26 protein-coding genes and 1 tRNA gene are annotated in these 24,871 nt (G+C 68.6%); 10 read left to right on the top strand and 17 right to left on the bottom strand.

Features of this window, described 5'->3' with window-relative positions:
* Window position 1: 1 nt before the first annotated feature.
* Complete coding sequence (locus tag WBL06_RS11545; protein WP_424456214.1) at window positions 2–1,156, top strand: uroporphyrinogen-III synthase; 1,155 nt, start codon at window positions 2–4, stop codon at window positions 1,154–1,156.
* A 97-nt stretch (window positions 1,157–1,253) separates the two neighbouring features.
* On the opposite strand, the gene ilvC is transcribed toward WBL06_RS11545, so the two are convergent.
* The 8 genes from ilvC to WBL06_RS11585 all read right to left on the bottom strand — a co-directional run bounded on the left by ilvC (window position 1,254) and on the right by WBL06_RS11585 (window position 10,403).
* On the bottom strand, window positions 1,254–2,279 hold the full coding sequence (gene ilvC, locus WBL06_RS11550; protein ID WP_424456215.1) for a ketol-acid reductoisomerase: 1,026 nt from the start codon (window positions 2,277–2,279) through the stop codon (window positions 1,254–1,256).
* Window positions 2,280–2,353: 74 nt separating this feature from the next.
* Window positions 2,354–2,863, bottom strand: coding sequence for an acetolactate synthase small subunit (ilvN, locus tag WBL06_RS11555; RefSeq protein ID WP_424456217.1), 510 nt, complete (start codon window positions 2,861–2,863; stop codon window positions 2,354–2,356).
* Window positions 2,864–2,866: 3 nt separating this feature from the next.
* Entirely contained in the window at window positions 2,867–4,669 is a 1,803-nt protein-coding gene (locus WBL06_RS11560) for an acetolactate synthase large subunit (RefSeq protein WP_424456219.1), read from the bottom strand.
* A gap of 37 nt (window positions 4,670–4,706) precedes the next feature.
* Window positions 4,707–6,428: a dihydroxy-acid dehydratase gene (gene ilvD / locus WBL06_RS11565; protein WP_424456221.1), complete on the bottom strand. Its 1,722-nt coding sequence runs from the start codon at window positions 6,426–6,428 to the stop codon at window positions 4,707–4,709.
* Between the two features lie 124 nt (window positions 6,429–6,552).
* Window positions 6,553–7,230, bottom strand: coding sequence for an HAD family hydrolase (locus WBL06_RS11570; RefSeq protein ID WP_424456223.1), 678 nt, complete (start codon window positions 7,228–7,230; stop codon window positions 6,553–6,555).
* A gap of 14 nt (window positions 7,231–7,244) precedes the next feature.
* Entirely contained in the window at window positions 7,245–8,081 is an 837-nt protein-coding gene (locus WBL06_RS11575) for an aldo/keto reductase (RefSeq protein WP_424456225.1), read from the bottom strand.
* A gap of 13 nt (window positions 8,082–8,094) precedes the next feature.
* Window positions 8,095–8,910 carry a trehalose-phosphatase gene (gene otsB, locus WBL06_RS11580; RefSeq protein ID WP_424456226.1) on the bottom strand — a complete coding sequence of 272 codons (816 nt, stop codon included), beginning with the start codon at window positions 8,908–8,910 and terminating at the stop codon, window positions 8,095–8,097.
* Window positions 8,907–10,403, bottom strand: a complete 1,497-nt coding sequence (locus tag WBL06_RS11585; RefSeq protein WP_424456228.1) for an alpha,alpha-trehalose-phosphate synthase (UDP-forming) — start codon at window positions 10,401–10,403, stop codon at window positions 8,907–8,909. The genes otsB and WBL06_RS11585 overlap by 4 nt, the downstream gene beginning before the upstream one ends.
* An 84-nt stretch (window positions 10,404–10,487) precedes the next feature.
* Between WBL06_RS11585 and WBL06_RS11590 the strand changes: the two genes are divergently transcribed.
* The 3 genes from WBL06_RS11590 to WBL06_RS11600 all read left to right on the top strand — a co-directional run bounded on the left by WBL06_RS11590 (window position 10,488) and on the right by WBL06_RS11600 (window position 12,001).
* Entirely contained in the window at window positions 10,488–11,366 is an 879-nt protein-coding gene (locus tag WBL06_RS11590) for a sugar phosphate isomerase/epimerase family protein (RefSeq protein ID WP_424456230.1), read from the top strand.
* A gap of 177 nt (window positions 11,367–11,543) precedes the next feature.
* On the top strand, window positions 11,544–11,735 hold the full coding sequence (locus tag WBL06_RS11595; protein WP_424456232.1) for a hypothetical protein: 192 nt from the start codon (window positions 11,544–11,546) through the stop codon (window positions 11,733–11,735).
* Window positions 11,735–12,001, top strand: a complete 267-nt coding sequence (locus tag WBL06_RS11600; RefSeq protein WP_424456234.1) for a hypothetical protein — start codon at window positions 11,735–11,737, stop codon at window positions 11,999–12,001. Before WBL06_RS11595 ends, WBL06_RS11600 begins: the two co-directional genes overlap by 1 nt.
* Window positions 12,002–12,007: 6 nt before the next feature.
* Here the strand turns inward: WBL06_RS11600 and WBL06_RS11605 are convergent, their stop codons facing one another.
* Genes WBL06_RS11605 through WBL06_RS11625 form a run of 5 tightly spaced genes read right to left on the bottom strand, consistent with a single transcriptional unit; the run spans window position 12,008 to window position 16,966 of the window.
* Window positions 12,008–12,730 (bottom strand): FadR/GntR family transcriptional regulator, encoded by a 723-nt coding sequence (locus WBL06_RS11605; RefSeq protein WP_424456236.1) that lies wholly within the window; start codon window positions 12,728–12,730, stop codon window positions 12,008–12,010.
* A complete protein-coding gene (locus tag WBL06_RS11610; protein WP_424456238.1) occupies window positions 12,730–13,503 on the bottom strand; it encodes a 3-oxoacyl-ACP reductase in 774 nt (257 codons plus the stop codon). Before WBL06_RS11610 ends, WBL06_RS11605 begins: the two co-directional genes overlap by 1 nt.
* A 3-nt stretch (window positions 13,504–13,506) precedes the next feature.
* Complete coding sequence (locus WBL06_RS11615; protein WP_424456240.1) at window positions 13,507–14,862, bottom strand: aldehyde dehydrogenase family protein; 1,356 nt, start codon at window positions 14,860–14,862, stop codon at window positions 13,507–13,509.
* On the bottom strand, window positions 14,859–15,584 hold the full coding sequence (locus WBL06_RS11620) for a gamma-glutamyl-gamma-aminobutyrate hydrolase family protein (protein ID WP_424456241.1): 726 nt from the start codon (window positions 15,582–15,584) through the stop codon (window positions 14,859–14,861). The genes WBL06_RS11615 and WBL06_RS11620 overlap by 4 nt, the downstream gene beginning before the upstream one ends.
* A gap of 14 nt (window positions 15,585–15,598) precedes the next feature.
* The gene (locus tag WBL06_RS11625; protein WP_424456243.1) at window positions 15,599–16,966 is read right to left on the bottom strand and encodes a glutamine synthetase family protein; all 1,368 of its coding nucleotides are present in this window, start codon (window positions 16,964–16,966) and stop codon (window positions 15,599–15,601) included.
* A 195-nt stretch (window positions 16,967–17,161) separates the two neighbouring features.
* Between WBL06_RS11625 and WBL06_RS11630 the strand changes: the two genes are divergently transcribed.
* Genes WBL06_RS11630 through WBL06_RS11645 form a run of 4 tightly spaced genes read left to right on the top strand, consistent with a single transcriptional unit; the run spans window position 17,162 to window position 20,567 of the window.
* Window positions 17,162–18,715: an amino acid permease gene (locus WBL06_RS11630; protein ID WP_424456244.1), complete on the top strand. Its 1,554-nt coding sequence runs from the start codon at window positions 17,162–17,164 to the stop codon at window positions 18,713–18,715.
* A 56-nt stretch (window positions 18,716–18,771) separates the two neighbouring features.
* The gene (locus WBL06_RS11635; RefSeq protein ID WP_424456246.1) at window positions 18,772–19,035 is read left to right on the top strand and encodes a hypothetical protein; all 264 of its coding nucleotides are present in this window, start codon (window positions 18,772–18,774) and stop codon (window positions 19,033–19,035) included.
* Window positions 19,032–19,424, top strand: coding sequence for a hypothetical protein (locus WBL06_RS11640; RefSeq protein ID WP_424456247.1), 393 nt, complete (start codon window positions 19,032–19,034; stop codon window positions 19,422–19,424). Before WBL06_RS11635 ends, WBL06_RS11640 begins: the two co-directional genes overlap by 4 nt.
* A 3-nt stretch (window positions 19,425–19,427) precedes the next feature.
* Window positions 19,428–20,567 carry a trans-sulfuration enzyme family protein gene (locus WBL06_RS11645; protein ID WP_424456249.1) on the top strand — a complete coding sequence of 380 codons (1,140 nt, stop codon included), beginning with the start codon at window positions 19,428–19,430 and terminating at the stop codon, window positions 20,565–20,567.
* A 74-nt stretch (window positions 20,568–20,641) separates the two neighbouring features.
* Here WBL06_RS11645 and WBL06_RS11650 read toward each other — a convergent pair.
* A tRNA-Lys gene (locus tag WBL06_RS11650) sits at window positions 20,642–20,714 on the bottom strand.
* Window positions 20,715–20,757: 43 nt separating this feature from the next.
* Here WBL06_RS11650 and WBL06_RS11655 point away from each other — a divergent pair.
* On the top strand, window positions 20,758–21,237 hold the full coding sequence (locus WBL06_RS11655) for a peroxiredoxin (RefSeq protein ID WP_424456250.1): 480 nt from the start codon (window positions 20,758–20,760) through the stop codon (window positions 21,235–21,237).
* On the opposite strand, the gene WBL06_RS11660 is transcribed toward WBL06_RS11655, so the two are convergent.
* On the bottom strand, window positions 21,212–21,577 hold the full coding sequence (locus tag WBL06_RS11660) for a hypothetical protein (protein WP_424456252.1): 366 nt from the start codon (window positions 21,575–21,577) through the stop codon (window positions 21,212–21,214). The genes WBL06_RS11655 and WBL06_RS11660 overlap by 26 nt on opposite strands.
* Before the next feature lie 229 nt (window positions 21,578–21,806).
* Between WBL06_RS11660 and WBL06_RS11665 the strand changes: the two genes are divergently transcribed.
* A complete protein-coding gene (locus tag WBL06_RS11665; protein ID WP_424456254.1) occupies window positions 21,807–22,055 on the top strand; it encodes a WhiB family transcriptional regulator in 249 nt (82 codons plus the stop codon).
* Window positions 22,056–22,161: 106 nt separating this feature from the next.
* Here the strand turns inward: WBL06_RS11665 and WBL06_RS11670 are convergent, their stop codons facing one another.
* Together WBL06_RS11670 and WBL06_RS11675 are read right to left on the bottom strand one after the other, a co-directional pair.
* A complete protein-coding gene (locus WBL06_RS11670; RefSeq protein ID WP_424456256.1) occupies window positions 22,162–23,655 on the bottom strand; it encodes a sensor histidine kinase in 1,494 nt (497 codons plus the stop codon).
* A 30-nt stretch (window positions 23,656–23,685) separates the two neighbouring features.
* A partial coding sequence (locus WBL06_RS11675) for a MinD/ParA family ATP-binding protein (RefSeq protein ID WP_424456258.1) occupies window positions 23,686–24,871 on the bottom strand: 1,186 nt, incomplete at its 5' end.

A 24,871-nucleotide genomic window follows, 5' to 3' on the forward strand; every position in this document is an offset into this window, starting at 1 on the left:
GATGAACGGAGTGATCGTGGCCGATACCGAGACGGATGCGGGTCTCGCTGCGGGCTTCCACCCCGGCCAGCTCGAGGGTTTCCGCATCGGCGTGACCTCGGATCGCCGTAGCGAAGACCTCATCGCGGCGTTCGAGCGCCGAGGCGCCGAGGTGCTGCACGCCCCGGCGATCCGCATCGCCGCGGTCGACGACGACGCCGAGTTGACCCGCGACACCGCGGCGATCATCGCGGCCCGACCCGACCTGCTGCTCGCCACGACGTCCTACGGAATGCGCCGCTGGCTCGAGGTCGCCGACGCCGCCGGGCTCGGGGCCGAACTGACGGGTGTACTCGAGCGGGCGCGGATCCTCGTGCGCGGCCCCAAGGCACGGGGAGCGGTGCGGGCCGCCGGCCTCGAAGACTCCGGCATGAGCGTCGACGAGACGACGGCGTCGCTCGTCGACCAGGTACTGCGCGACGGCGTCGAGGGCCTCACGATCGCCGTGCAACTGCACGGCTTCCCCGACCAGGGTCAGATCGACCGGCTGACGGCGGCCGGGGCACAGGTGCTGACCGCGGCCCCGTACCGCTGGAGTCTGCCTGAGGATTCGACGCGCGTGCTGCGGCTCGTGGATGCGATCTGCACCGGGTCAGTGGATGCCGTCACCTTCACCAGCGCGCCCGCGGTCGACGCGCTGCTCGCCACCGCCGATGACGCCGGCCGGTTGAACGACGTGCTCGACGCGCTGAGCACCGACGTGGTCGCCGCCGCCGTCGGACCGGTGACCGCGGCACCGCTCGAAGCGGTGGGGGTGCGGCCGATCGTGCCGGAACGCTTCCGGATGGGGGCGCTCATCCGCCTCGTCTGTGAACACCTCGAAACCCGGGCGATCCGGCGGGTGGTTACCCCGCGCGGTGCCATCGAGCTGCGCGGGCGGCTCGCGGTCGTCGACGGGCGGGGCGCATCCCTCTCCCCGACCAGCCTCGCGCTGTTCCGCCTGCTCCTGGCCGAACCGGGACGCGTCGTCTCGCGCACCGAACTCGCGACCGCGCTCCCCGACGACCCCGACGATCACGCCGTCGACATGGCGATCAGTCGCCTGCGTCGCGCGCTGCCGGTGCCCGACCTCATCGCGACGGTCATCAAGCGCGGCTACAGCATCCCCGTCGACTGACGCCCCGCCACCGCCGCGGAACCCTTAACGACGTGACGGACCCCCGCACGCAGGGGTCCGTCACGTCATAGAACCCTCTATGGCGAAAGGGTGGGAGTCAGCGTGCCGCTGAGCCTTCCGTGTAGTCGGCGTCCTGCTGCTTCCAGGCGAAGAGGGCGCGCAGTTCGCGGCCCGTCGTCTCGATGGGGTGCGCGGCACCCTTGGCGCGCAGTTCGAGGAACTCGGGAGCGCCGGCATCCTGGTCGGCGATGAAGCGCTTCGCGAACGCACCCGACTGGATGTCGGCGAGCACCGCCTGCATGTTCTCCTTGACCGAAGGGGGCAGCACGCGCGGGCCCGAGACGTAGTCGCCGTACTCGGCCGTGTCGGAGACCGACCAGCGCTGCTTGGCGATGCCGCCCTCCCACATCAGGTCGACGATGAGCTTCAGCTCGTGCAGCACCTCGAAGTAGGCGATCTCGGGCTGGTAGCCCGCCTCGACGAGGGTCTCGAAGCCGTACATGACGAGCTGCGAGGTGCCGCCGCAGAGCACCGACTGCTCGCCGAACAGGTCGGTCTCGGTCTCTTCGGTGAACGTCGTCTTGATGACGCCGGCGCGGGTGCCGCCGATCGCCTTCGCGTACGACAGGGCGACGTCCCAGGCCTGGCCCGAGGCGTCGCGCTCGACGGCGATGATGTCGGGGATGCCGCGGCCGGCGACGAACTCGCGGCGCACGGTGTGGCCGGGGGCCTTCGGGGCGACCAGGATGACGTCGACCCCCTCGGGGGCGTCGATGTAGCCGAAGCGGATGTTGAAGCCGTGCGCGAAGGCGAGCGTCTTGCCCTGCGCCAGGTTGTCCTTGATGCTGTCATTCCAGATGCCGCGCTGGTGCTGGTCGGGCGCGAGGATCATGATCAGGTCGGCCCACTGCGTCGCGTCGGCGACGTTCTTCACCTCGAAGCCGTCTTCGGTCGCCTTCGCGGTCGACTTCGAGCCGTCCTTGAGGGCGATGATCACCTCGACGCCCGAGTCGCGCAGGTTCTGCGCATGAGCGTGGCCCTGCGAGCCGTAGCCGACGATCGCGACCTTCTTGCCCTGGATCAGGGAGAGGTCGGCGTCCTTGTCGTAGAAGATCTCAGCCATTGGTTTCTTTCGTTCCTATCTCGGTGGTTGAGTAGCCGCGCAGCGGCGTGTCGAAACCACGCCCGCGCGATGGGTCAGTTCTTAAACACGCGTTCGGTGATGCTCTTGCTGCCGCGGCCGATCGCGAGGAGCCCGCTCTGCGCGATCTCCTTGATGCCGTAGGGCTCCAGCATGCGTAGCAGGGCGTTCACCTTGCCGCTGTCACCCGTCACCTCGACCACGAGGGAGTCGGGGGCGACGTCGACGACGCGCGCGCGGAACAGCGTCACCGCCTCGAGGATCTGCGAGCGGCTCGAGCCGTCGACCTTGACCTTGATGAGCAGATGCTGCCGCTGCACCGAGGCGTCGGGGTCGAGCTCGACGATCTTGATGACGTTGACCAGTTTGTTGAGCTGCTTGGTGACCTGCTCGAGCGGCAGCTCGTCGACATCCACCACCACGGTGATGCGTGACAGCCCCTCGATCTCGCTGTGACCCACGGCGAGCGATTCGATGTTGAAGCCGCGGCGGGCGAACAACCCCGCGACGCGCGTGAGCAGGCCGGGCTTGTCCTCGACGAGGAGCGAGAGCACGTGAGTGGACATGGCTTACTCCTCTTCCCAGGTCGGGGCCAGATCGCGGGCGTACTGCACTTGCGAGTTGCCGACGCCCTGCGGCACCATCGGCCACACCATCGCGTCGCGGCTGACGATGAAGTCGATGACGACGGGTCGGTCGTTGGTCTCGATCGCCAACTTGATCGCGGGGTCGATCTCCTCGGGCTTCGTCACCCGAATGCCCAGGGCGCCGTACGCCTCGGCGAGCTTCACGAAGTCGGGGATCATGCGGGTCTGCTCCCCCACGCCGGTGTGCCCGGTGTCGAGGTCGGTGAACGAGTGGCGACCGTCGTAGAACAGCGACTGCCATTGGCGCACCATGCCGAGCGAGGAGTTGTTGATCACCGCGACCTTGATCGGGATGTCGTTGATCGTGCAGGTCGCCAGTTCCTGGTTGGTCATCTGGAAGCAGCCGTCGCCGTCGATCGCCCAGACCAGGCGATCGGGCTGCGCGACCTTGGCGCCCATGGCGGCGGGCACCGAGTAGCCCATCGTGCCGGCGCCACCCGAGTTGAGCCAGGCGTTCGGGCGCTCGTACTTGATGAACTGCGCGGCCCACATCTGGTGCTGGCCGACGCCGGCGGCGTAGATCGCCTCGGGGCCGGAGAGCTGCCCGATGCGTTCGATCACCGTCTGCGGCGCGAGCAGACCGTCGTCGGGATCGTCGGTGTAGCCGAGCGGGTAGTTCGCCTTGAGCTGCTCGAGCCGCGTCCACCATTCGACAGTGTCGGGCTTCGCCTTCTTGGCGACCGACTCATACGCCTCGAGCAGCTCGGGCAGCACATCTTTCAGGTCGCCCACGATCGGTACGTCGGCGTGCTTGATCTTGCCGATCTCGGCCGGGTCGATGTCGACGTGCACGACCTTGGCGTCGGGCGCGAACTCGGCGACCTTGCCGGTGACCCGGTCGTCGAAGCGCGCGCCGAGGGCGACGATGAGGTCGCTCTCCTGCAGGGCGAGCACCGCGGGCACCGTGCCGTGCATGCCCGGCATGCCGAGGTGGTGCGGGTGCGAGTCGGGGAAAGCACCGCGGGCCATCAGCGTCGTGACGACGGGGAGACCGGTGCGGTCGGCGAGCTTCAGCAGCTCTTTGTTGGCACCGGCGCGGATGACGCCGCCCCCGACGTAGAGCACCGGCCGCTGCGACTCGAACATCAGCTCCGCGGCGGCGGTGATCTGCTTGCCGTGCGCCTTGATCACCGGGCGGTAGCCGGGCAGGTCGAGCTTCGGCGGCCACGAGAACGTCATCGGACCCTGCTGGGCGTCCTTGGTGATGTCGACGAGCACGGGGCCGGGGCGGCCGGTGGAGGCGATGTGGTACGCCGACGCCAGCGCCGCCGGCACGTCTTCGGCGCGCTTCACGAGGATCGAGTGCTTGGTGATCGGCATCGTGATGCCGACGATGTCGACCTCCTGGAAGGCATCCGTGCCCATCGAGGTCGAGAACACCTGGCCGGTGATCGCCAGTAGCGGCACCGAGTCCATGTACGCGTCGGCGATCGCGGTGACCAGGTTCGTCGCGCCGGGGCCGGAGGTGGCGATCGCGACGCCGACTTTGCCGGATGCCGCCGCGTAGCCTTCGGCCGCGTGGCCGGCGCCCTGCTCGTGGCGCACCAGGATGTGGCGGATGGTGGTGGATGCCATCAGCTCGTCGTAGAACGGCATGATCGCGCCGCCGGGAAGGCCGAAGACGTCGGTGACGCCGAGCTTCTCGAGCGAGGCGAGGATGGCGCCCGATCCGGTCATCCGGTTCGGGTCGCGCGGTGGTGCTGAGGGGGCTGCGTCTGCAGTCATGAGGGGTCCTTGTGATGGATGTCTGGAAGCGTCGAAGCTACCCGGTGACCGCGCCCTCGGCGGCCGAGTGCACGAGCTTGGAGTACTTCGCGAGAACGCCACGGGTATAGCGCGGAGGCAAGGGAGCCCAGCCGGAACGGCGGCTCTCCAACTCGGCCGCATCGACTTCTAGGTCGATCGACCGGGCTGCGATATCGACCCGTATCAGATCACCATCACGCACGAAGGCGATGGGACCAGCGTCCACTGCCTCCGGAGCGATGTGGCCGATGCACAGGCCGGTTGTGCCGCCTGAGAATCTGCCGTCGGTCAATAGTAGGACATCTTTTCCGAGGCCCGCGCCCTTGATGGCGGCGGTGATCGCGAGCATCTCGCGCATCCCCGGCCCGCCCTTCGGGCCCTCGTAGCGGATGACGACGACGTCGCCGTGCTGGATCTCGCCGGCGGCGAGGGCATCCATCGCGCCGCGCTCGCGCTCGAACACGCGCGCCGGACCTTCGAAGACGGCCGCGTCGAAGCCTGCCGTCTTCACCACGGCACCCTCGGGCGCCATCGAACCCTTGAGGATCGTGAGTCCGCCGGTGGCGTGGATCGGCTGGTCGAGCGGCTTCAGCACCTCGCCGTCGAGCGGGGGCGGGTTCAGTGCCTCGAGGTTCTCGCGCATGGTCTTGCCGGTCACCGTCATCACGTCGCCGTGCAGCAGGCCGGCATCCAGCAGCGCCTTCATGAGCACCGGCACGCCGCCGCGGCGGTCGACGTCGTTCATGACGTACTTGCCGAACGGCTTGAGGTCACCGATGTGCGGAACCTTCGCGCCGACCCGGTTGAAGTCGTCGAGGGTCAACTCGACCTCGGCCTCGTGCGCGATCGCGAGCAGATGCAACACGATGTTGGTCGACCCGCCGAGCGCCATGCCCACCGCGATGGCGTTCTCGAACGCCTCCTTGGTGAGGATCTGGCGAGCCGTGATGCCCTTGTTGAGCAGGTTGACGACGGCCTCGCCCGAGCGGTGCGCGTACATGTCGCGGCGACCGTCGGAGGCTGCCGGGGACGCGCTGCCGGGAAGCGACAGCCCGAGCGCCTCGGCAACGGAAGCCATCGTGTTGGCGGTGTACATGCCGCCGCACGCCCCCATGCCCGGGGCGAACGCGCACTCGATGCGGTGGGCATCCTCAGCACTCATCGTGCCGGCCAGCACGCCGCCGACCGCCTCGAAGGAGTCGATGATCGTGATGTCTTTCTCGGTGCCGTCGCTGAGGCGCACCCAGCCGGGGGCGATCGACCCGGCGTAGAGGAAGACGGATGCCAGGTCGAGTCGCGCCGCCGCCATCAGCATGCCGGGGATCGACTTGTCGCAGCCGGCGAGCAGCACCGAACCGTCGAGTCGCTCGGCCTGCATCACGACCTCGACAGAGTCGGCGATGACCTCACGCGACACAAGCGAGAAGTGCATCCCCTCGTGGCCCATCGAGATGCCGTCGCTGACGCTCACGGTGCCGAACTGCAGTGGATACCCGCCGCCGGCGTGCACGCCCTCCTTCGCCGCGCGGGCGAGGCGGTCGAGGCTCAGGTTGCACGGCGTGATCTCGTTCCACGAGGACGCGATGCCGATCTGGGCCTTGTCCCAGTCGGCGTCGCCCATGCCGACGGCCCGCAGCATCCCGCGGCTCGTGGTGGCTTCGATCCCGTCGGTGACGGTGCGGGAGCGCGGCTTGTGGTCGATGGCGGGCGCGCCCGTGCGAGGCGGTGTTTCCGGCATGTGACGAGGGTACCGCCCGCCCGAAGGGGTCGCTGTCGGGGGCCTCTCCCCCGACACCCCGTCGATTCGTGCCGTTTGGCGCCGATCCAGCGCAGATCACGCCAAACGGCACGAATCGTTGAGGTCAGATCCCGAGCAGCGCCCGCACACCGCCGAGATCGTGGGCGACGACCGGCCCGAGCGGAGTGGCACCGGCACGATCGAGAAGAAGAGCCCGGATGCCTGCTCGCTGCGCTCCCTCCACGTCGTTCACGGGATGGTCGCCGATGTGAATCGCCGCAGCCGAAGCGACTCCGAGTTCGTCGAGCGCGATGCGGAACAGCGCTGCGTCGGGCTTCGCTATCCCGTGCTCCGCGGACACGACGATCGAGGCGAACCTCTCGCGGCCGATCAGATCGATCTTCGCGCGTTGCGCGATCGTCGACCCGTTCGTAACGACCGCGAGCGCGAGCCCGGCATCCTGGGCAGCGTCGAGGAACGAGGCGACGTCGGAGAACGCCGAATAGGAGGAGTGAAGCGCGGCGAGATGCACTCCTGCCAGACGAGTCGCGTCGGCGGCGGGCCGGTCGCGCGTCGCCAGGAGTTCTGCCCAGACCGCGGAGGTCAGTTCGAGATCGTCGATGCGGCCGAGAATCCAGTCCTGTTCGTGCACCGCCCAGAGGCGGGCGAACACAGCACTGACGTCAGCCGCGAGATCGGTGGGCTCGGTGCCCAGCTCGGCCGCGAGTGTTCTGCACGCCGCGAGGGTGCCCGCCGCCAGCCCCGCACCGTCGATGAGGGTGTCGTCAAGGTCGAGGAGCACGGCGCCGGCCATTGTCAGTGACCGGTGCTGTCGGAGTCGACTCCGGCGTCGGGGCCCTCGTCGAGGGTCGCGATCGACGCCATGTCGTCGGGCGAGAGCTCGAACGAGAAGAGGTCGAGGTTCTGCGCCAGCCGCGCCGGGTCGCTGCTCTTCGGGATGACGACGAGCCCCTGCTGTACGTGCCAGCGCAGCACGATCTGCGCCGGGGTGCGGCCGAGGCGCTCGGCGACCTCCACGATCACGGGCGACCCGAGCAGCGATCGCACGCCGCTCCCCCCGCCGAGCGGACTCCACGACTGGGTGACGATGCCGTGAGCGTCGTCGTAGGCGCGCTGCTCGAGCCGAGTGATCGCTGGGTCGATCTGGATCTGGTTGACCGCCGGCACGACGTCGGTCTCGGCAAGAAGCCGTGTCAGGTGCGCCGACTTGAAGTTCGACACGCCGATCGCGCGGGCGAGCCCGTCGGTGTGCAGCTTCTCGAAGGTGCGCCACGTGGAGACGTACTCGTCGCGCTGCGGCAACGGCCAGTGGATGAGCAGCAGATCCACGTACGACGTGCCGAGCCTTTCGAGCGCGGCCCGCATCCCCTCGATGGCCCGGTCCTCACCTTGGAACTGCCCGTCGAGCTTCGTCGTCACGAACAGCTCCTCGCGCGCGATGCCGGAGCGGCGGATGCCCTCCCCCACGCCGGACTCGTTGCCGTACTTGGTCGCTGTGTCGATGTGTCGGTAGCCGACCTCGATACCGGCGGCCACGGCATCCGCCGCTTGGGCGTCGTCGAGCGGCCAGGTGCCCAGCCCGACCTGCGGGATCGTGGCGCCGGTGTTGAGAGTAATCGCGGGGATGCTCATCCCCCCATCCTGCCTACTGTTCATGAACGTCGCCCGAACGGAACGTCGCGAGGGTCTTCAACACGAGCGCGACCTCGTCGGGTCCGGCGACCCGGAAAGCGGCCTCGGTCGCGCCCGGCCCGCTCTTCACCCCGACGTCGTGTGAGAGCAGCGCCGCGAAGGCATCCTCATCGGTCACGTCATCACCCGCATAGAAGACCGCGTCGGCGGCGGTGTAGCGGCGCAGGTGCTCGACTGCCTCGCCTTTCGTCGTCGAGCGCACCGCGAACTCCAGCACGTTCTTGCCGTGCCGCACCGTGAGGTTCTCGATCTCGGCCTGCGCTTCGGAGAGCGCGACGAGGTGGGCGAGACGCGAGTTGTCGTCGGTCGCGAGCCTCGTGTGCAGCGCGAACCCCGCCGGCTTGGATTCGAGCCACACCTGGTCGATCGAGTCGGCGACCTCGCCGAGCACCTCCTGCAGCACCTCCACCTGTTCGATCTCGGCGGTGTCGAGGCTCACCCGGTCGTCGGGGTCGTCGAGCCGCAGCTCTATGCCGTGCGATCCGACGAGCAGCACGTTGTCGGGCAGGTCGGAAACCTCGATGAGGCTGCGCAACGCGCGACCCGACACCAGCGCGACCCGGGTGTTCGGCAGCTTCAGCAGCGCGAGCACCGCTTCCCGCGCCTCGGGGATGGCCCGTGCCTTCTCGGGCGAATCGACTTCGGGCGCCAGGGTGCCGTCGAAGTCGAGCGCCACCAGCAGACGTCGCGTGCGGGCCAGTTCGCGAAGCGCCCCGACGAGAGGCGACGGAAGCGGTGCCGCAGCGGCGCGGTGACGAGGCTCGCTCACGGTGAGGTTGACGGGGGACGCTCGACGGTCCACTCCAGGTCGCCGAGCGGGTCGGGGTCGAATCCATACCGGTCGATGCCGCCGTTGGCATCGCTCAGCGCGCGCAAGAAGCTGCGCGACCAGTGGCCGACGTCGTTCTCCCGCACCCGCTTCCGCAGCGACCGCATCCGCTTACGCCGCTCGGCACGCTGCATGTCGACGGCTTGCATGATGGCATCCTTCAACCCGTCGATGTCGTGCGGGTTGATGCGCAGTGACGTCTTCAGTTCATCCGCCGCGCCGGCGAACTCGCTCAACACCAGCACGCCGTCTTCATCGTGGCGCGCAGCGACGTACTCCTTGGCGACGAGGTTCATGCCGTCACGCAACGCGGTCACCAGCATGACGTCGGATGCCAGATACAGCGCCGCCATCTCTTCGCGCGGGAATCCGTGGTGCAGATAGTTGACCGCCTGATGCCCGATGGTGCCGAAGTCGCCGTTGATGCGCCCGACGGTCAGCTCGATCTCGTCGCGCAGGTGCTTGTAGGTCTCGACCCGCTCGCGGCTGGGGCTCGCGACTTGCACCAGGGTGACGTCGACGACGTTCAGCCGCCCCTCGGCGAGCAGTTCCGAGAACGCCTTGAGCCGGTGCCCGATGCCCTTGGTGTAGTCGAGCCGGTCGACGCCGAGCATCACGGTTTTCGGGTTGCCGAGCTCTTCGCGGATCTCCTTCGCCCGAGCCTGCACCGCAGGGCTGTGCGCCAGCTCCTCGAACGCGGTCACGTCGATCGAGATCGGGAACGCCCGGGCGACCACGCGACGCGCGGGCAGACCCTCGGTGGCGGGCACATCGACGTACGGGCTGCGGGTCGTGTAGCCGAGCAGTCGGCGCGCGGCGCGGGAGAAGTTGCCGGCATCCGACACCCGTTGGAAGCCGAGGACGTCGGCGCCGAGCAGTCCCTCGATGATCTGGGTGCGCCACGGAAGCTGCGAGTACAGCCCGTAAGCGGGGAACGGGATGTGGTTGAAGAATCCGATGACCAGGTCGGGTCGGGCGAGGCGCAGCATCCGTGGCACGAGCTGTAGCTGATAGTCCTGCACCCACACGGTGGCCCCGGTGTCGGCGACCGACGCCGCGTTGTCGGCGAAACGCTGATTGACCTCGACGTAGGCGTCCCACCAGTCCCGGTGGTACGTCGCGGGCACGATGACGTCGTGGTACAGCGGCCAGATCGTGTCGTTGCTGAAACCCTCGTAGTAGCTCTCGATCTCGCCTTCGGAGAGAGCCACCGGCACGATTCGCAGACCGTTGTGGGTGAACGGCTTGAGGTCGTCGCCGGGCTGCCCGATCCAGCCGACCCACGCGCCCTCGATCTGGCGCATGACGGGCTCCAGCGCCGTGACCAGACCGCCCGGCGACTGCGTCCACGATGCGGAGCCGTCATCAGCGACGACGCGGTCGACCGGCAGGCGGTTGGAGACGACGACGAAGGCGTAACGCTCGTCGGCCATTCACCGACGGTATCAGCCACAGCTGGGGGCACTTCCCGAATCCGTCACACGCTGGACACACGAGTCGCGTTAGGTTAAAGCGCGATGATCCAGATCGGCATGAGTACGTCCTGCAACATCCTCTTGGGGGTGGAGCAGTCCTTCCGACTCGCACGCATCGCCGGATACGACGGTCTCGAGATCATGGTGACCACCGATCCGGTGTCGCGGGATGCCGCTGCACTGCGGCAGCTGATGGAGCGGTACTCGCTGCCGATCCTCTCCGTCCACGCCCCGTCGTTGTTCTGGATGCAGCTCATCGGCGGGCGCGACGCGCAGGTGAAGCTGGAGAAGTCGGCGGAGCTGGCAGCCGAGGTCGGCGCCTCGAGTGTGGTCGTGCATCCGCCGTTCCGCTGGGAGGCGGGCTACGCGAAGAACTTCGAACGCATCGTGCGGCAGACGGCTCAGAACACCGGCATCGAGATCTGCGTTGAGAACATGTTCCCGTGGAAGGTTGCTCACAAGAACCTCAAGGCCTACGCGCCGAGCCCCGACCCGCTCGACCTCGACGTCGACGCGATGACCCTCGACTTCTCGCATGCGTCGCTGAGCGGCCGCGACTCGCTCGAGTACGCGATGGCGATGGGCGACAAGCTGCGCCACATCCACCTCTGCGACGGCCGCCGCAGCGTCGACGACGGCAACATGCACGACGAGCACCTCGTGCCCGGGCGCGGCACGCAGCCGGTGGCCGAGACGCTCACCTACCTCGTCGAGAACGGCTTCACCGGACACGTCGTCGCCGAGATCGGGCTGCACAAGATCCGCAACCCGCAGGTGCGGCTCGACATGCTGATCGAGACGGCTGCCTTCGCGCGGCAATACGTCGGGCAGGAGCACGCGACCCGCGAGCCGCTCGCCGCCGGGGCCGCCCGCATCAACGGCCGCAGCGTGCGCCGGGCCCGCAAGGCGGCATCCCGCTAGTCATCGCCGCGACCGCTCAGCACCGCTTCTCGACGACACGCGGTTGCGACCACGTGACACGCCGACCATTCACAGAAGTGGTGCTGACCGGGCGAGTGCCCGGGTGGTCGGCCGTGTCAACCCCCGCCGTCTCGAGGCGGCGCGCGGGGTAGCGTGGAGCTCTACCTGGGAGGCTGCGTGCGCAAGTTCATTCTCAACTTCAGTGTGCTGAGCGCGCTGTTCGGCGCGGTGGGGCTCGTGAAGTCCACGACGCAGGGGCCGCGCGACTGGCGCCTCATCCTGCTCTGGGTGGCCTGGGGCATCAACGTGGCGATCGCCGTCGGCACGGTTGCCGAACAGGCGAAAGACCGTGAACTAGAGGAGTGGTGATGTTCGACGATCGTTTCGGATTCGGATTCGGGTGGTTCTGGCACCTCGGATCGTTCATCGGGGGGTTGATCCTCGTCGCGGCGGTCGTCGTCGTGGCGGTGCTTCTCGTGCGGTACCTCATCGTCGCGACCCGGGCAGCGCAGTTCTACCTGGACTCGCACGACACCGTTCGGCCGGCTGCACCGCCAGCGGCAACGTCGACGGCAACGACACCTACCGCGACGAAGCCCGCGCGCACTCCGAAAACCCCGCCGCCCGCCGTCTGACGGGCTTCAGGCGAGGAAGCCGCGCAGCAGCACGGCGGAGGCTTCGAGGTGCTCGCGCATCGCTTCGGCCGCACCCTGCTCGTTGCCGGCGAGGATCGCGAACACGATCGCCTCGTGCTGCCGGTTGGAGTGCTCGATCGTGCGAGCGAGCAGCGGGAAGGTATCGAGCAGCTCGTTGACCCGTGACCGGTTGTCGGCGAGCAGGGTGACGAGCGAGGGCACGCCGACGATCTCGGCGAACGCGAGGTGCAACCGCGAGTCGAGGCGCCGGTAGTCGTCGGGCGCCGCGGCCTGCACCTCGCCGAGGCGGGTCCACAGCAGCGCGCGTTCCTCGGCGCCGAGGCTGCGGGTGGCCGCGGCACGCACCGATCCGACTTCGAGGATCTCGCGGAGGCCGACGACATCCTCGATTTCGGATGCCGTGGGCGCGACCGCGGGCACGACCGAAGGGGGCGGCAGCGGGTCGGTGACGAACGTGCCGCCGTAACGCCCGCGTTTCGAGGTCAGGTACCCGGCTTCCGACAGCTCGCGGATCGCCTCCCGCACGGTGTCGCGAGACACCGAGAACCGCGCGGCGAGGTCGCGTTCGCTCGGCAGTGCGGAGCCCGGCGGCACGACCCCGAGCCGGATGGTCTGCATGAGCCGGGCGACGGTGTCTTCGAGCGAGTTGCCGCTGCGGACGGGACGGAACACCGCCTCGTCGACGAGCGACACCGGCTCGTCGGCCATCACAGTGGCGTCACGTAGGCGGCGCTGATGCCGCCATCGACGAGGAAGGTCGAGGCGGTGATGAAGGAGGCGTCGTCGCTGGCGAGGAACGCGACGGCGGCGGCGAGCTCTTCGGGTTCGGCGAACCGTCCGACGGGCACGTGCACGAGGCGACGCGCCGCGCGCTCGGGGTCTTTCGCGAACAGCTCCTTCAGCAGCGGCGTGTTGACCGGGCCGGGGCAGAGGGCGTTGACCCGGATGCCCTGCCGCGCGAACTGCACGCCGAGTTCGCGGGTCATCGCCAGCACTCCACCCTTCGAGGCGGTGTAGCTGATCTGCGACGTGGCAGAGCCCAGAACCGCAACGAAGGATGCCGTGTTGATGATCGAGCCGCGCCCCTGCGGCACCATGTGGCGCAGCGCCGCCCGCGAGCAGAGGTACACGCTCGTGAGGTTGACGAGTTGCACCCGGTCCCAGGCATCCAGCTCGGTGGTCTCGATCGAGTCGTCGTCGGGCGGCGAGATGCCGGCGTTGTTGAAGGCGATGTCGACTGACCCGTACTTCTCCGCGGCGGCGTCGAAGAGGGCATCCACCTCGGCCTTGTCGGCGACGTTGGCCTTCACGAAGAGGCCGTCGAGCTCGGCTGCGGCCGGCTCACCCGATGCCGGGTCGAGGTCGCCGATCACGACGCGCGCTCCCTCGGCGGCGAAGCGGCGCGCGGTGGCGAGGCCGATGCCGCTCGCGCCGCCGGTGATCACGGCGACCTTGCCGGCGAGACGTTGGGTGAGGTCCATGGGCTACTCCTGACTGAAGAAGACGTTCTTGGTTTCGGTGAACGGCAGGGCGGCGTCGGGGCCGAGCTCGCGGCCGAGGCCCGACTGTTTCATGCCGCCGAACGGGGTCGTGTAACGCACCGACGAGTGCGAGTTCACCGAGAGGTTGCCGCTCTCGACTCCGCGGGCGACGCGGATGCCGCGGCCGAGATCGCGGGTCCAGATCGAGCCCGAGAGGCCATAGATGGATGAATTCGCCAGCGCGATCGCGTCGGCTTCGTCGTCGAACGGCAACACAGAGACCACGGGGCCGAAGATCTCCTCGGTCGCGACCCGATCTTCGCGGGAGGGCAGCAGCACGGTCGGTGCCATCCAGAAGCCCTTCCCGGCGGGCGCCGTACCTCGGAACGCGACCGGGGCATCGTCGAGAAAGCCCTGCACCGAGTCGCGGTGCGCGGAGGACACGAGCGGCCCCATCTCGGTCGCCTCGTCGGCGGGGTCGCCGACCTTCCACGCCTGAACGGCCGGTTCGAGCAGCTCGAGGAACTTCTCGAGCACCGACCGTTCGACCAGCAGCCGGGAGCGGGCACAGCAGTCCTGACCCGCGTTGTCGAACACCGACCCGGGCGCGGTCGCCGCGGCCTTCTCGAGGTCGGCGTCGGCGAAGACGATGTTGGCGCTCTTGCCGCCCAGCTCGAGGGTGACGGGCTTGACCTGCTCGGCGCACCCCGCGGCGACCCGCTTGCCCACCTCGGTCGACCCGGTGAACACGATCTTGCCAACTTGCGGATGCGTGACGAACCGCTCGCCAACGACCGAGCCGCGGCCCGGCAACACCTGGAAGAGGTGCTCGGGCAACCCCGACTCGAGCGCCAGTTCGCCGAGCCGGATCGCGGTGAGCGGGGTCCAGTCGGCGGGCTTCAGCAGCACGGCGTTGCCCGCGGCGAGCGCCGGGGCGAACCCCCACGACGCGATCGTCATCGGAAAGTTCCACGGCACGATCACGCCGACGACGCCGAGCGGCTCGTGGAAGGTCACATCGATGCCGCCCGCGACCGGGATCTGCGCGCCGATGAGCCGCTCCGGCATCCCCGACGCGTAGGTGAGCACGTCGCGCACGTGGCCCGCCTCCCAGCGTGCCGACCCGATCGGATGCCCGGAGTTGCGCACCTCGAGCAGGGCGAGCTCTTCGACGGCGCCGTCGACGGCATCCGCGAACCTGCGCAGCGCGCGAGCGCGGTCGGCGGGAGCGAGAGCGGCCCACGAGCGCTGCGCGAGCACCGCCCGGGCGACCGCTTCATCCACCGCTTCGAGCGGGGTGTGCGGAACCTCGGCGATGACCGACTCGTCGGTCGGATTGATGACCGTGGTGGAGCTCATCGCGACGCCCCCGCGTACGTACGGGCGGCATCCACGAGTCCCGCGAACAGCCGCACGTCTTCGGCGGCATCCTCTTCGGGATGCCACTGCACGGCGACGCCGAACGGCACGCCCTCCAGCTCGACGGCCTGCACGATGCCGTCGTCGGTGCGGGCGGTGACGCGCAGCCCCTCGCCGACGGCATCCAGGGCCTGGTGGTGGTAGCTCTTCACCGGCAGCTTCGCGCCGACGAGGGCGTCGACCTCGCTGCCCGGCTCGGTCGTCACGACGTTCGTCGCGAACTCGCCCTTGCCGATGCGGTAGCGGTCGTCGCCGACGATCGTCGGGAGGTGCTGATGCAGCGACCCGCCGCGGTTGATGTTGAGCACCTGCATGCCGCGACAGATGCCGAGGAACGGCAGTTCGCGCTCGATCGCGGCGGTGAGCAGTGCGTCTTCCCAGGCGTCGCGCTCGAGGTGTGGCGTGTCGGTGTGCTCACCGGCGGCCTGCCCGTAGCGGGCGGGGTCGACATCCGCTCCCCCGGTCACGATGAGGCCGTCGACCCCGTCGAGCACCCGGCTGACGGCGTCGGCATCCGCCGGCTGCGGCGGGAGCAACACCGGGATGCCGCCGGCCCGCTGCACGGCTTCGAAATAGACGGCGGGGAGGAACGCCGCGGTGACGTCCCACACGCCGGTCTGCGCGCGCTGCTTGTAGGTCGTGAGCCCGATGACCGGCTTCACAGTGCTTGTCGAACTCACAGCCTCTCGAACCCCCGCACGCGCTCCCAGTCGGTGATCGCCGCGTCGTAGGCGCTCTGCTCGATGCGGGCGTTGTTGAGGTAGTGCGCGACGACGTCGGCGCCGAACGCCTCCTTCGCAATCGAGGATGCCGCGAACAGGTCGGCGGCATCTCGCAGCGTCGCCGGCACCCGCGGCTTGTCGCTCGTGTAGCCGTTGCCGACCAGCATCGGCTCGAGTTCGAGTTCGTTCTCGATGCCGTACAGCCCGCCCGCGATGATCGCAGCGACGGCGAGGTACGGGTTGACGTCGCCGCCCGGCACGCGGTTCTCGACGCGCAGGCCGTGGCCGTGCCCGACGACCCGCAGCGCGCAGGTGCGGTTGTCCATGCCCCACGCGACGGCCGTCGGCGCGAACGACCCCGGAACGTAGCGCTTGTACGAGTTGATGTTGGGGGCGAAGAACAGCGTCATCTCGCGCATCGTGTGCAGCAGGCCGGCGATCCAGTGCTCCATGAGCTTCGACATCCCCTTGCCGTCGGCCATGACCGGCGACCCGTCGGTGCCGCGCACCGAGAGGTGGATGTGGCACGAGTTGCCTTCGCGCTCGTTGTACTTCGCCATGAAGGTGAGCGACTTGCCGTACTGGTCGGCGATCTCTTTCGCGCCGTTCTTGTAGATCGTGTGGTTGTCGCACGTGGCGAGGGCTTCGGCGTAGCGGAACGCGATCTCCTGCTGGCCGAGGTTGCACTCGCCCTTGACGCCCTCGCAGTACATGCCCGCGCCCTCCATGCCGAGGCGGATGTCGCGCAGCAGCGGCTCCATGCGCGTCGAGGCGAGCAGGGCGTAGTCGATGTTGTAGTCGGATGCCGGCATCAGGTCGCGATAGCCCTTGGCCCACGCGGCGCGGAAGGAGTCGTCGAAGACGATGAACTCGAGCTCGGTGCCGACGAACGGCACGAGCCCCTTCTCGGCGAGCCGGGCGATCTGGGCCTTCAGAATCTCTCGCGGAGACACGATGACGGGCTCCGCGTCGGGCGTACGCAGGTCGGCCATGACGAGCGCGCTGCCCGGAAGCCACGGGATGAGCCGCAGGGTGTCGAAGTCGGGCACGAGCACCATGTCGCCGTACCCGGTCTCCCACGACGAAATGTCGTAGCCGCCGACCGTGTTGTTCTCGACGTCGACCGCCAGCAGGTAGTTGCACGCCTCGGCGCCGTGGGCGGCGACATCCTCACGGAACAGCCGGGCCGCGACCCGCTTGCCAACCAGCCGCCCCTGCATGTCGGCGAAGGCGACGATCACCGTGTCGATGTCGCGTTTGTCGATGAGGCGGTTGAGCTCTTCGAGCGTCAGGTTTCCGGAGCCGGTGGGCGTGCTGGTCATCGACGTGCCTTCCTCGCGGTCTCGGATTCGACCATTACACACTAGGCGGCGCGAGCGGCACTCAACAGTTGTAACGAGTCGTTAACACCCAAAGGTAGACACCAAGTACCAATGAGGGCCATAGTCGTCGGCAAGCGTGGACGCTGGCGTTCCCGGTCGTCCACGTACCCCACCGCAGAAATCGGAAGGAACGTGATGGCTGAGACCACAAGCGTGTCCGGCGTGAAATACACCAGCGCCGGCAAGGAGTACTTCGAGAAGCGCCGACTCAAGCGCAGCGCCGGGGTCTGGGGACTGTGGGGCCTCGCGGTCGCCGCCGTCATCTCGGGCGACTTCTCGGGCTGGAACTTCGGCATCGACTTCGCCGGCTTCGGCGGAATGCTCATTGCCTTCGTCGTGCTCGTGATCATGTATTACGGGCTCACCTTCTCGATCGGTGAGATGGCGGCCGCGATGCCGCACACCGGCGGCGCGTACTCGTTCTCACGTTCGGCCATGGGCCCGTGGGGCGGTCTCGCGACCGGACTCGCCGAGACCATCGAGTACGTCGCGACCACGGCGGTGATCGTCTTCTTCTCGGCCCTCTACGCCAACGGCATCACGACGGAACTGCTCGGGTTCGACCTCTCCGCCAACATGTGGATCTGGTGGGTCGTGCTCTACCTGATCTTCATCGGGCTGAACGCGGCCGGTGCCGCGATCTCGTTCCGCTTCGCGATCATCGTGTCGATCATCTCGATCGGCATCCTCGTCGTCTTCGGGGTGATGGCCCTCGTCTCAGGTGCCTTCAAGTGGGACCTGCTGTGGGACATGGCCCCCAACGCCGACGTGGCCGGGGCATCGACCTTCCTGCCCGAAGGTGTCTTCCCGATCCTGTTCGCGCTGCCGTTCGCGATGTGGTTCTTCCTCGGCATCGAGGAGCTGCCTCTCGCGGCCGAGGAGTCGCACGACCCGTCACGCGACATCCCGCGCGCCGGGGTCTGGGCCCGTGGCACGCTCATCGTCACCGGTCTCATCGTGCTGTTCCTCAACACGGGCGTGATCGGTGCCGAAGCGACGGGCGTGTCGGGCGAACCACTGCTCGACGGCTTCCGGGCGATCGTCGGCGATCAGGCCGCGGCGGTACTCGCGCTGGTCGCTCTCGTTGGGCTGTTCGCGTCGCTGATGGGCATCATGTTCGCCTATGGGCGCAACATGTATTCCCTCTCGCGGGCCGGCTACTACCCGAAGTTCCTCTCGCTGACCGGTAAGCGCCAGACGCCGTGGGTCGCCCTCGTCGTGGGTGCCGTGCTCGGCTTCGTCGCGCTCATCCTGCTCGACCTGCTGAGCCGCGTCAGCCCCGAGGGCGCGGGCGCCGTCGCCGGCGCGATCATCCTGAACATCGCCGTGTGGGGCGCCGTGTTGGCGTACTTCCTGCAGATGGTGTCGTTCATCATCCTGCGCCGGAAGTTCCCGAACGTCTCGCGGCCGTACCGCTCGCCGTGGGGCCTCCCCGGCGCTTGGGCGGCGGCGATCATCGCGGCGATCGTGTTCATCGGCGTGCTGATCAACCCGGCATTCACGCCGGCGATCATCGCGATCGTCATCGTCTACGTCGTGATCTTCCTCGGGTTCGCGCTGTACGGCCGCAAGCGGCTCGTGCTCTCGCCCGAAGAGGAGTACGCGCTCTCCGGCGGCATGCACGGCGACCCGCAGAAGGAGGGCTACGACGCCATGGAAGGTGAAGTGCCCGGGACCGGCAAGAAGTAGTAGCACGCGCTTCATCGCGACGGCCTCCCCCGCTACGTTGGCGGTGGGAGGCCGTTGTGGCGAGTGAGCACGAAGAGATCGCCGAGCTGAAGGCACAGGTCGCGCACCTGACCGAGCTCGTGGAGCAGCTGTACTACCGCTCGGGCACGGCGATGCCGAGGGGCGGCACCTCGCTCGACACCCCGCCCGCCGAGATTGTGGATGCGCTGCGTGCTGGTCAGAAGATCACGGCGATCAAACTGTGGCGCGAACTCACCGGGCAGGGGCTCGCCGAGTCGAAAGACCAGATGGATGACCTCGAAAGGCGGTTGGGACTGTGACGACCTCTGCGGGGCCGGGCTCGGGCCCGGTCGAAGAAGAAGTACCGGCGGTCGTCGCGGTCGGACGCACGGTGGGCGGCATCCTGTTGGTGCTGATCGGCATCGTGCTGACGCTGGCCGGCGCGTTCTGGTACTTCATGCTCCCCTGGTTCAGTTGGACGACCGAAGGCTTCTGGTACGTGATGGGCGAGTGGGCTGACCTCGGCGGCATCGCCGTCGGCATCGTCGGCATCCTGTCGCTCATCGTCGGCGGTGCGCTGGTTCAGCGGGCGCGCAGGAAGCGGCTGCAGATCTTCGTGGACGCCGAGGACCTCGCGCTGATGGCGAACAGCCACGACCCGGCGACAGGCGAGAAGCGCACCGCCGAGCAGCCCCCGACGGTGCTCTGACCCATGGCCACCGACGACATTCATCCTGAGAGCCTGACCGCGCAGGGACTGGGGTGGGTCGACGAGGCCACCCGCGCGATCAGCCCACCCATCCACTTCTCGAGTACTTACCTGCGCGACGCCGACAACGGCTACAGCTCGGGCCGGGTCTACATGCGCGACCAGAACCCGGCCTTCGACCAGGCCGAGGCCCTGATCACCGAGCTGGAACACGGCCACCAGACCATGCTGTTCGCCACCGGGATGGCTGCCGCGACCGCTGTCTTCCAGGCGCTTCACCCCGGCGACCACGTGCTCGCGCCCCGGGTCATGTACTGGAGTCTGCGCAACTGGCTGCTCGGATTCGCGACATCGTGGGGGCTCGACGTCGAGCTGATCGACATGACGGATCCAGCGGCAGTGCAGGCCGCGATGCGCCCCGGCTCGACGAAGTTGGTGTGGGTGGAATCTCCGGCGAACCCGCTCTGGACCGTCACCGACATCGCTGCCACCGCCGAGATCGTGCATCGCACCGGTGCCCTGCTCGCCGTCGACTCGACCTCGGCCACGCCTGTGCTGTCCCAGCCGCTCGACCTCGGCGCCGATCTGGTGATGCACTCAGCGACGAAGTACCTCAACGGACACACCGACCTCACCGCGGGCTCGGTCACCACCCGCGGCGACAACGAGCACTGGCAGCGGCTTCGATCGGTGCGCGCCCAGATCGGCGGCACCCTGGGGTCGATGGAGTCGTGGCTGCTGCTGCGCGGGATGCGGACCCTCTTTCTCAGGGTGCGAACCGCAAGCGCATCGGCACTCCAGATCGCGGAACACTTCGACGGTGACGATCGCGTCGCCGAGGTGCTGTATCCCGGCCTCTCGAGCAGCCAAGGTCACGAGATCGCGAAACGCCAGATGACCGGCGGATTCGGCGGGATGCTGTCGATCCGCGTCGCGGGCGGTGAGGAAGCCGCGATCGCTGTCGCCGCGACAACGAGGCTGTGGAAGCGCGCCACGTCACTGGGTGGGGTGGAGAGTCTCATCGAGCACCGCGCCTCGGTGGAGGGCGCCGGCACTCCGGCGCCGCCCGACCTGCTGAGGCTCTCCGTCGGCATCGAGCACGTGGACGACCTGATCGCCGACCTCGACCACGCCCTCGGTTGACGGCCGCCCCTCCCCTCGACGGGGAACGCAGAAACGGCTCCGTCCTCTGGCGAGAGAGGTCGAAGCCGAATCCGTACACCCCCCGGGACTTGAACCCGGAACCCACTGATTAAGAGTCAGTTGCTCTGCCAATTGAGCTAGAGGTGCGTAGCCCGCAAGCGGACCGAGGGACAACGATAGCATGACGGCCGTGAGTGATCTCGTCCGCCTCGAAGCGGGTTCGCTCGCCCCCGACTTCACGCTGCCCGACCAGTTCGGGCATCCATTCACCCTCTCCAGCACGCGCGGGTCGAAGACGATCGTGTACTTCTACGGCGAGGCCGGAACGCCGGCCTGCACGAGTCAGGCGTGCGACTTCCGCGACAACATGGCGGTGTTCGAACGCGCCGGCTATCGGGTGGTCGGCATCTCGCGCGATGCGCCCGACGTCAACGCCGGCTTCGCCCGCGATGAGGGGTTGCCGCAGGTCATCCTGAGCGATCCGACGCGAGAGGCGCACGCGCTCTACGGCACGTACGGCGAGAAGCAGCTCTACGGCCGGACGGTCACGGGCGTCATCCGCGCGACCTTCGTTCTCGACGAAGCCGGCCGCATCGAGATGCCCCTCTACAACATCAAGGCGACAGGGCATGTCGCGATGCTGCTCAAGAAGCTTCGTCTCGACCGCTGAGCCATTCGGCGGTCGATCGCGCGACGAAGAGCACGAAGCCCAGCACGCCGACAATAATGAGCGGCCAGCCCCATTCGGGTTGAGCGAAGGCGCCCTGGAGGGCACCCACCCCGACCGCGAACAGCAGCACCTGGAACACCACCCCGGCGGCGCGCACCCACGCCCGCCCGCGCCAGATTCCGAGTAGCACGGCGCCGAGTGCGACCACCAGCAGACCGGCGAGCACGATGAGCGCGACCGCCGTGCCGAACGACGCCGAGGGTGCCGTCACCACCTCGATGAGCAGCAGGATGCCGAGCGCCAGCACGCCCACGAACTGGGCGGCGACGACCACCAGCAACGCCGCGACGGTAACTGGGCGGTTAACGGGAGTTGAAGGGTCACCTATTGATTCGATGCATCAAGTATGAAACCCTTACCCCGGTTGATGTGACGCCTACAGAGTCGTAGGTGAGTCCGGAAGGCCGCAAAACCCAATCTTTCCGTTCTCACTTCGACCACGCGCGAATTCGCTTCCCAGAGCAACCCGATTCGCGTCACGCGTCAGCAGCAACAAAAGGAGCACCACCATGGATTGGCGTGACAAAGCCGCCTGTCTCACCGCAGACCCCGAGCTCTTCTTCCCGGTCGGCAACACCGGGCCGGCCGTCGACCAGATCGATAAGGCCAAGTCGGTGTGCGCACGATGCTCCGTCACCGAGCAGTGCCTGCAGTACGCCCTCGAGACCAACCAGGACTCCGGCGTCTGGGGTGGCTTGAGCGAAGACGAGCGTCGGGCTCTGAAGCGCCGCGCCGCCCGCGCCCGCCGCGCTTCCTGATCGCCGCACCCTGATCGGCTCATAGAGGGCTGTCTGCCGCTCGGGAGCCCCGCGCGCGGGGTTCTCCAGCGTCATAGAGGGTTCTACGGCGGAAGGTTGGGACGGGTCACACCCTGGTCAGCCAGAGCAGAGGCACGTCGATCGTGACCTCGGTGCCCTCGCCTTCGAGCGTGTGCCAGTCGATCGTGCCGCCGAGTTCGCCCTGAATCAGGGTGCGCACGATCTGGGTGCCGAGGCCTGAGCCGACCTTGCCCTCGGGAAGGCCGACGCCGTTGTCGCGCACCCGGATTCTGAGGTGCTCGTTCCTGCGTTTGGCCGAGATCTCCACCTGACCGTCGGCGCGGCCCGCGAGCCCGTGCTCGACGGCGTTCGTGACGAGTTCGGTGAGCGCGAGCGCGAGCGGCGTCGCGTAGGCGCTCGGCAGGGTGCCGAACTTGCCCGTCTTGATCGGGCGCACCGTGGTGTTGTGACTGGACGCCACCTCCGCGACGAGCAGCAGCACGCGGTCGAACACCTCGTCGAAGTCGACGATCTGGTCGAGTCCTTCGCTCAGCGTGTCGTGCACCACGGCGATCGCCGCCACCCGGCGCATGGCCTGGTTGAGGGCATCCTTCGAGTCGTCGCTGCGGGCGCGGCGGGCCTGGATGCGCAGCAGCGACGCCACCGTCTGCAGGTTGTTCTTCACCCGGTGGTGGATCTCGCGGATCGTCGCGTCTTTGGTGATGAGCTCCTGCTCCTGGTGCCGCACCTCGGTAACGTCGCGCACGAACACCGCCGCCCCGACCCGCTCCCCGCGGAACTTGATCGGGATGGTGCGCAGCGTCACGGTCACTCCGCGGGCCTCGATGTCGGTGCGCCACGGGGCCCGACCCGAGACGACGAGCGGGAGCGACTCGTCGACGTGCTGCTTGTTGGCGAGCAGTCCGGTCGTCACCTCGGCGAGCGACTCGCCCTCCAGCTCACCCTGGAAGCCCATGCGGTTGAACGCCGACAGCCCGTTCGGACTCGCGAAGGTGACGACGCCGTCGACGTCGAGGCGGATGAGGCCGTCGGATGCGCGGGGCGCGCCGCGGCGCGGCATCGTCGGCGCCGACAGGTCGGGGAAGTCGCCGCTCGCGATCATCGCGAAGATGTCGTTCGCGCACTGATTGAAGGTGAGTTCCTGCCGGCTCGGGGTGCGGGCCTCGCTCAGATTGCTGTGCCGGGTGAGCACCGCGATCGGCTTCTCGGTGACGGCCTGCCCGCTCGGCGCGAGACGCCGCACGACGGGCACCGCCCGCACCCGGGTCGGCGTCTCCTCGTACCAGTCGGGGGCTGCGGTGTCGACGATCTGCGAGGTCTCGAAGGCCTCGGTGACCTGCTGTTTCCACTCGGGTTTGATCTGCTGCCCGACGAAGTCGCGGTAGAAGAGGGTGGCGGCGGATGACGGCCGCGCGTGGGCGACAGCGACGAAGCCGCCGTCGGCGCTCGGCACCCAGAGCACGATGTCGGCGAACGCCAGGTCGGCGAGCAGCTGGCCGTCGGCGACGAGCAGATGCAGCCACTCGACATCGGTCGCCGAGCGATCCTGCGAGAGCATCAGCTCGGAGAGGGTCGACACCCCGTCAACGTTACCCGCGCGCGCTGCCCGCTAGCGGCGCGCGAGGTCGGCCGCGAGCTTGCGGATGACGGCACGGGCCGGCGACCGCGGTGCGGCCTCACACAGGCTCCGCCCGCTCAGCAGGGCGGCGTCGAACCCGGCAGGGTCCCACGGCACAAGGTAGGCGGGCGCCACCCCGCCGAAGCGTTCGAGGGTCGAGCGCACCTGGCCGGCGGGGTCGAGACCGATCGCACCGGAGCGCACCTTGTTGACCACGACGGTGACGCGATCCGGGGCGACGTGGTCGAGCAACTCGGCATGACCGCGCAGGAGGCGGGCCAACCCGACCGGGTCGGCCGCGCCGACCGCGATGACGCGATCCGCGCGGCGCAGGGCTTCGACCGTCGCCGCGTTGCGCCGGGGAGCTGCCACATCGCTCACCAGCTCTTCGTCTTGTTCGAGACTCGCCGCCACGTCGACGATCGTGACCCCCGCCCACCCGCGCACGGCATCCAGAACTCCCGCGACCCGCTCGGCGGTCAGTTCGGGCCAACGCGCCGGTCGCCCGATGCCCGTCAGCACCCGGTACCCCGCGCGAGGGGTCGACGCGACGCGATCGAGTTCGGCCGTCGTGAGCGACCCGGTGCCCGCCAGCCGACAGGCGGCCGCGAAGCCGGGAGCTTCGTCGAGCAGCCCGAGCGACGGTGCGACCGCGGCACCGTGCGTGTCGGCGTCGGCGAGCGCGGCCGCGACACCGGCCGCCGCGAGTTCGCCGGCGAGCGCAATGGCGAGGCTGGTGCGACCTGGCGCCCCGCCAGGGCCCCAGACGGCCACCACGCTGCCCCGTTCGACGGCGCGACGCGGGGACCGCAGGGTCGTCTCCTCGGCCACTTCATGGTCGATCGACGGCGGCGGTGCGGTGATCTGCGGCGCGGGCACCGAAACGATCGGGATGCCGGTGCCGGGCGTCAGCAGCGTCCACGCGGGCGGCCCCGGCATCGGGTCGACGACCCCGAAACCCGCGGCGAAGCGCCGCTCGCGCGCGGAATCTCCGACGACGACCAACCGCACCCCGTGGGCGTCGCACGCGGTAACCAGGCGACCGCTCAGATGCGGCGCGGACGCAGCGGCGATGACGACCTCCGGCTTCGCGGCGGCGATCCGCGGCGCGAGCGCGTCGGCATCCGCGACTTCGGCGACCACGCGGTGCCCGTAGCGCCCCGCCTCAGCGCTCAGC

The sequence above is a fragment of the Pseudolysinimonas sp. genome, from assembly GCF_049651805.1.
Taxonomy (GTDB): domain Bacteria; phylum Actinomycetota; class Actinomycetes; order Actinomycetales; family Microbacteriaceae; genus Pseudolysinimonas_A.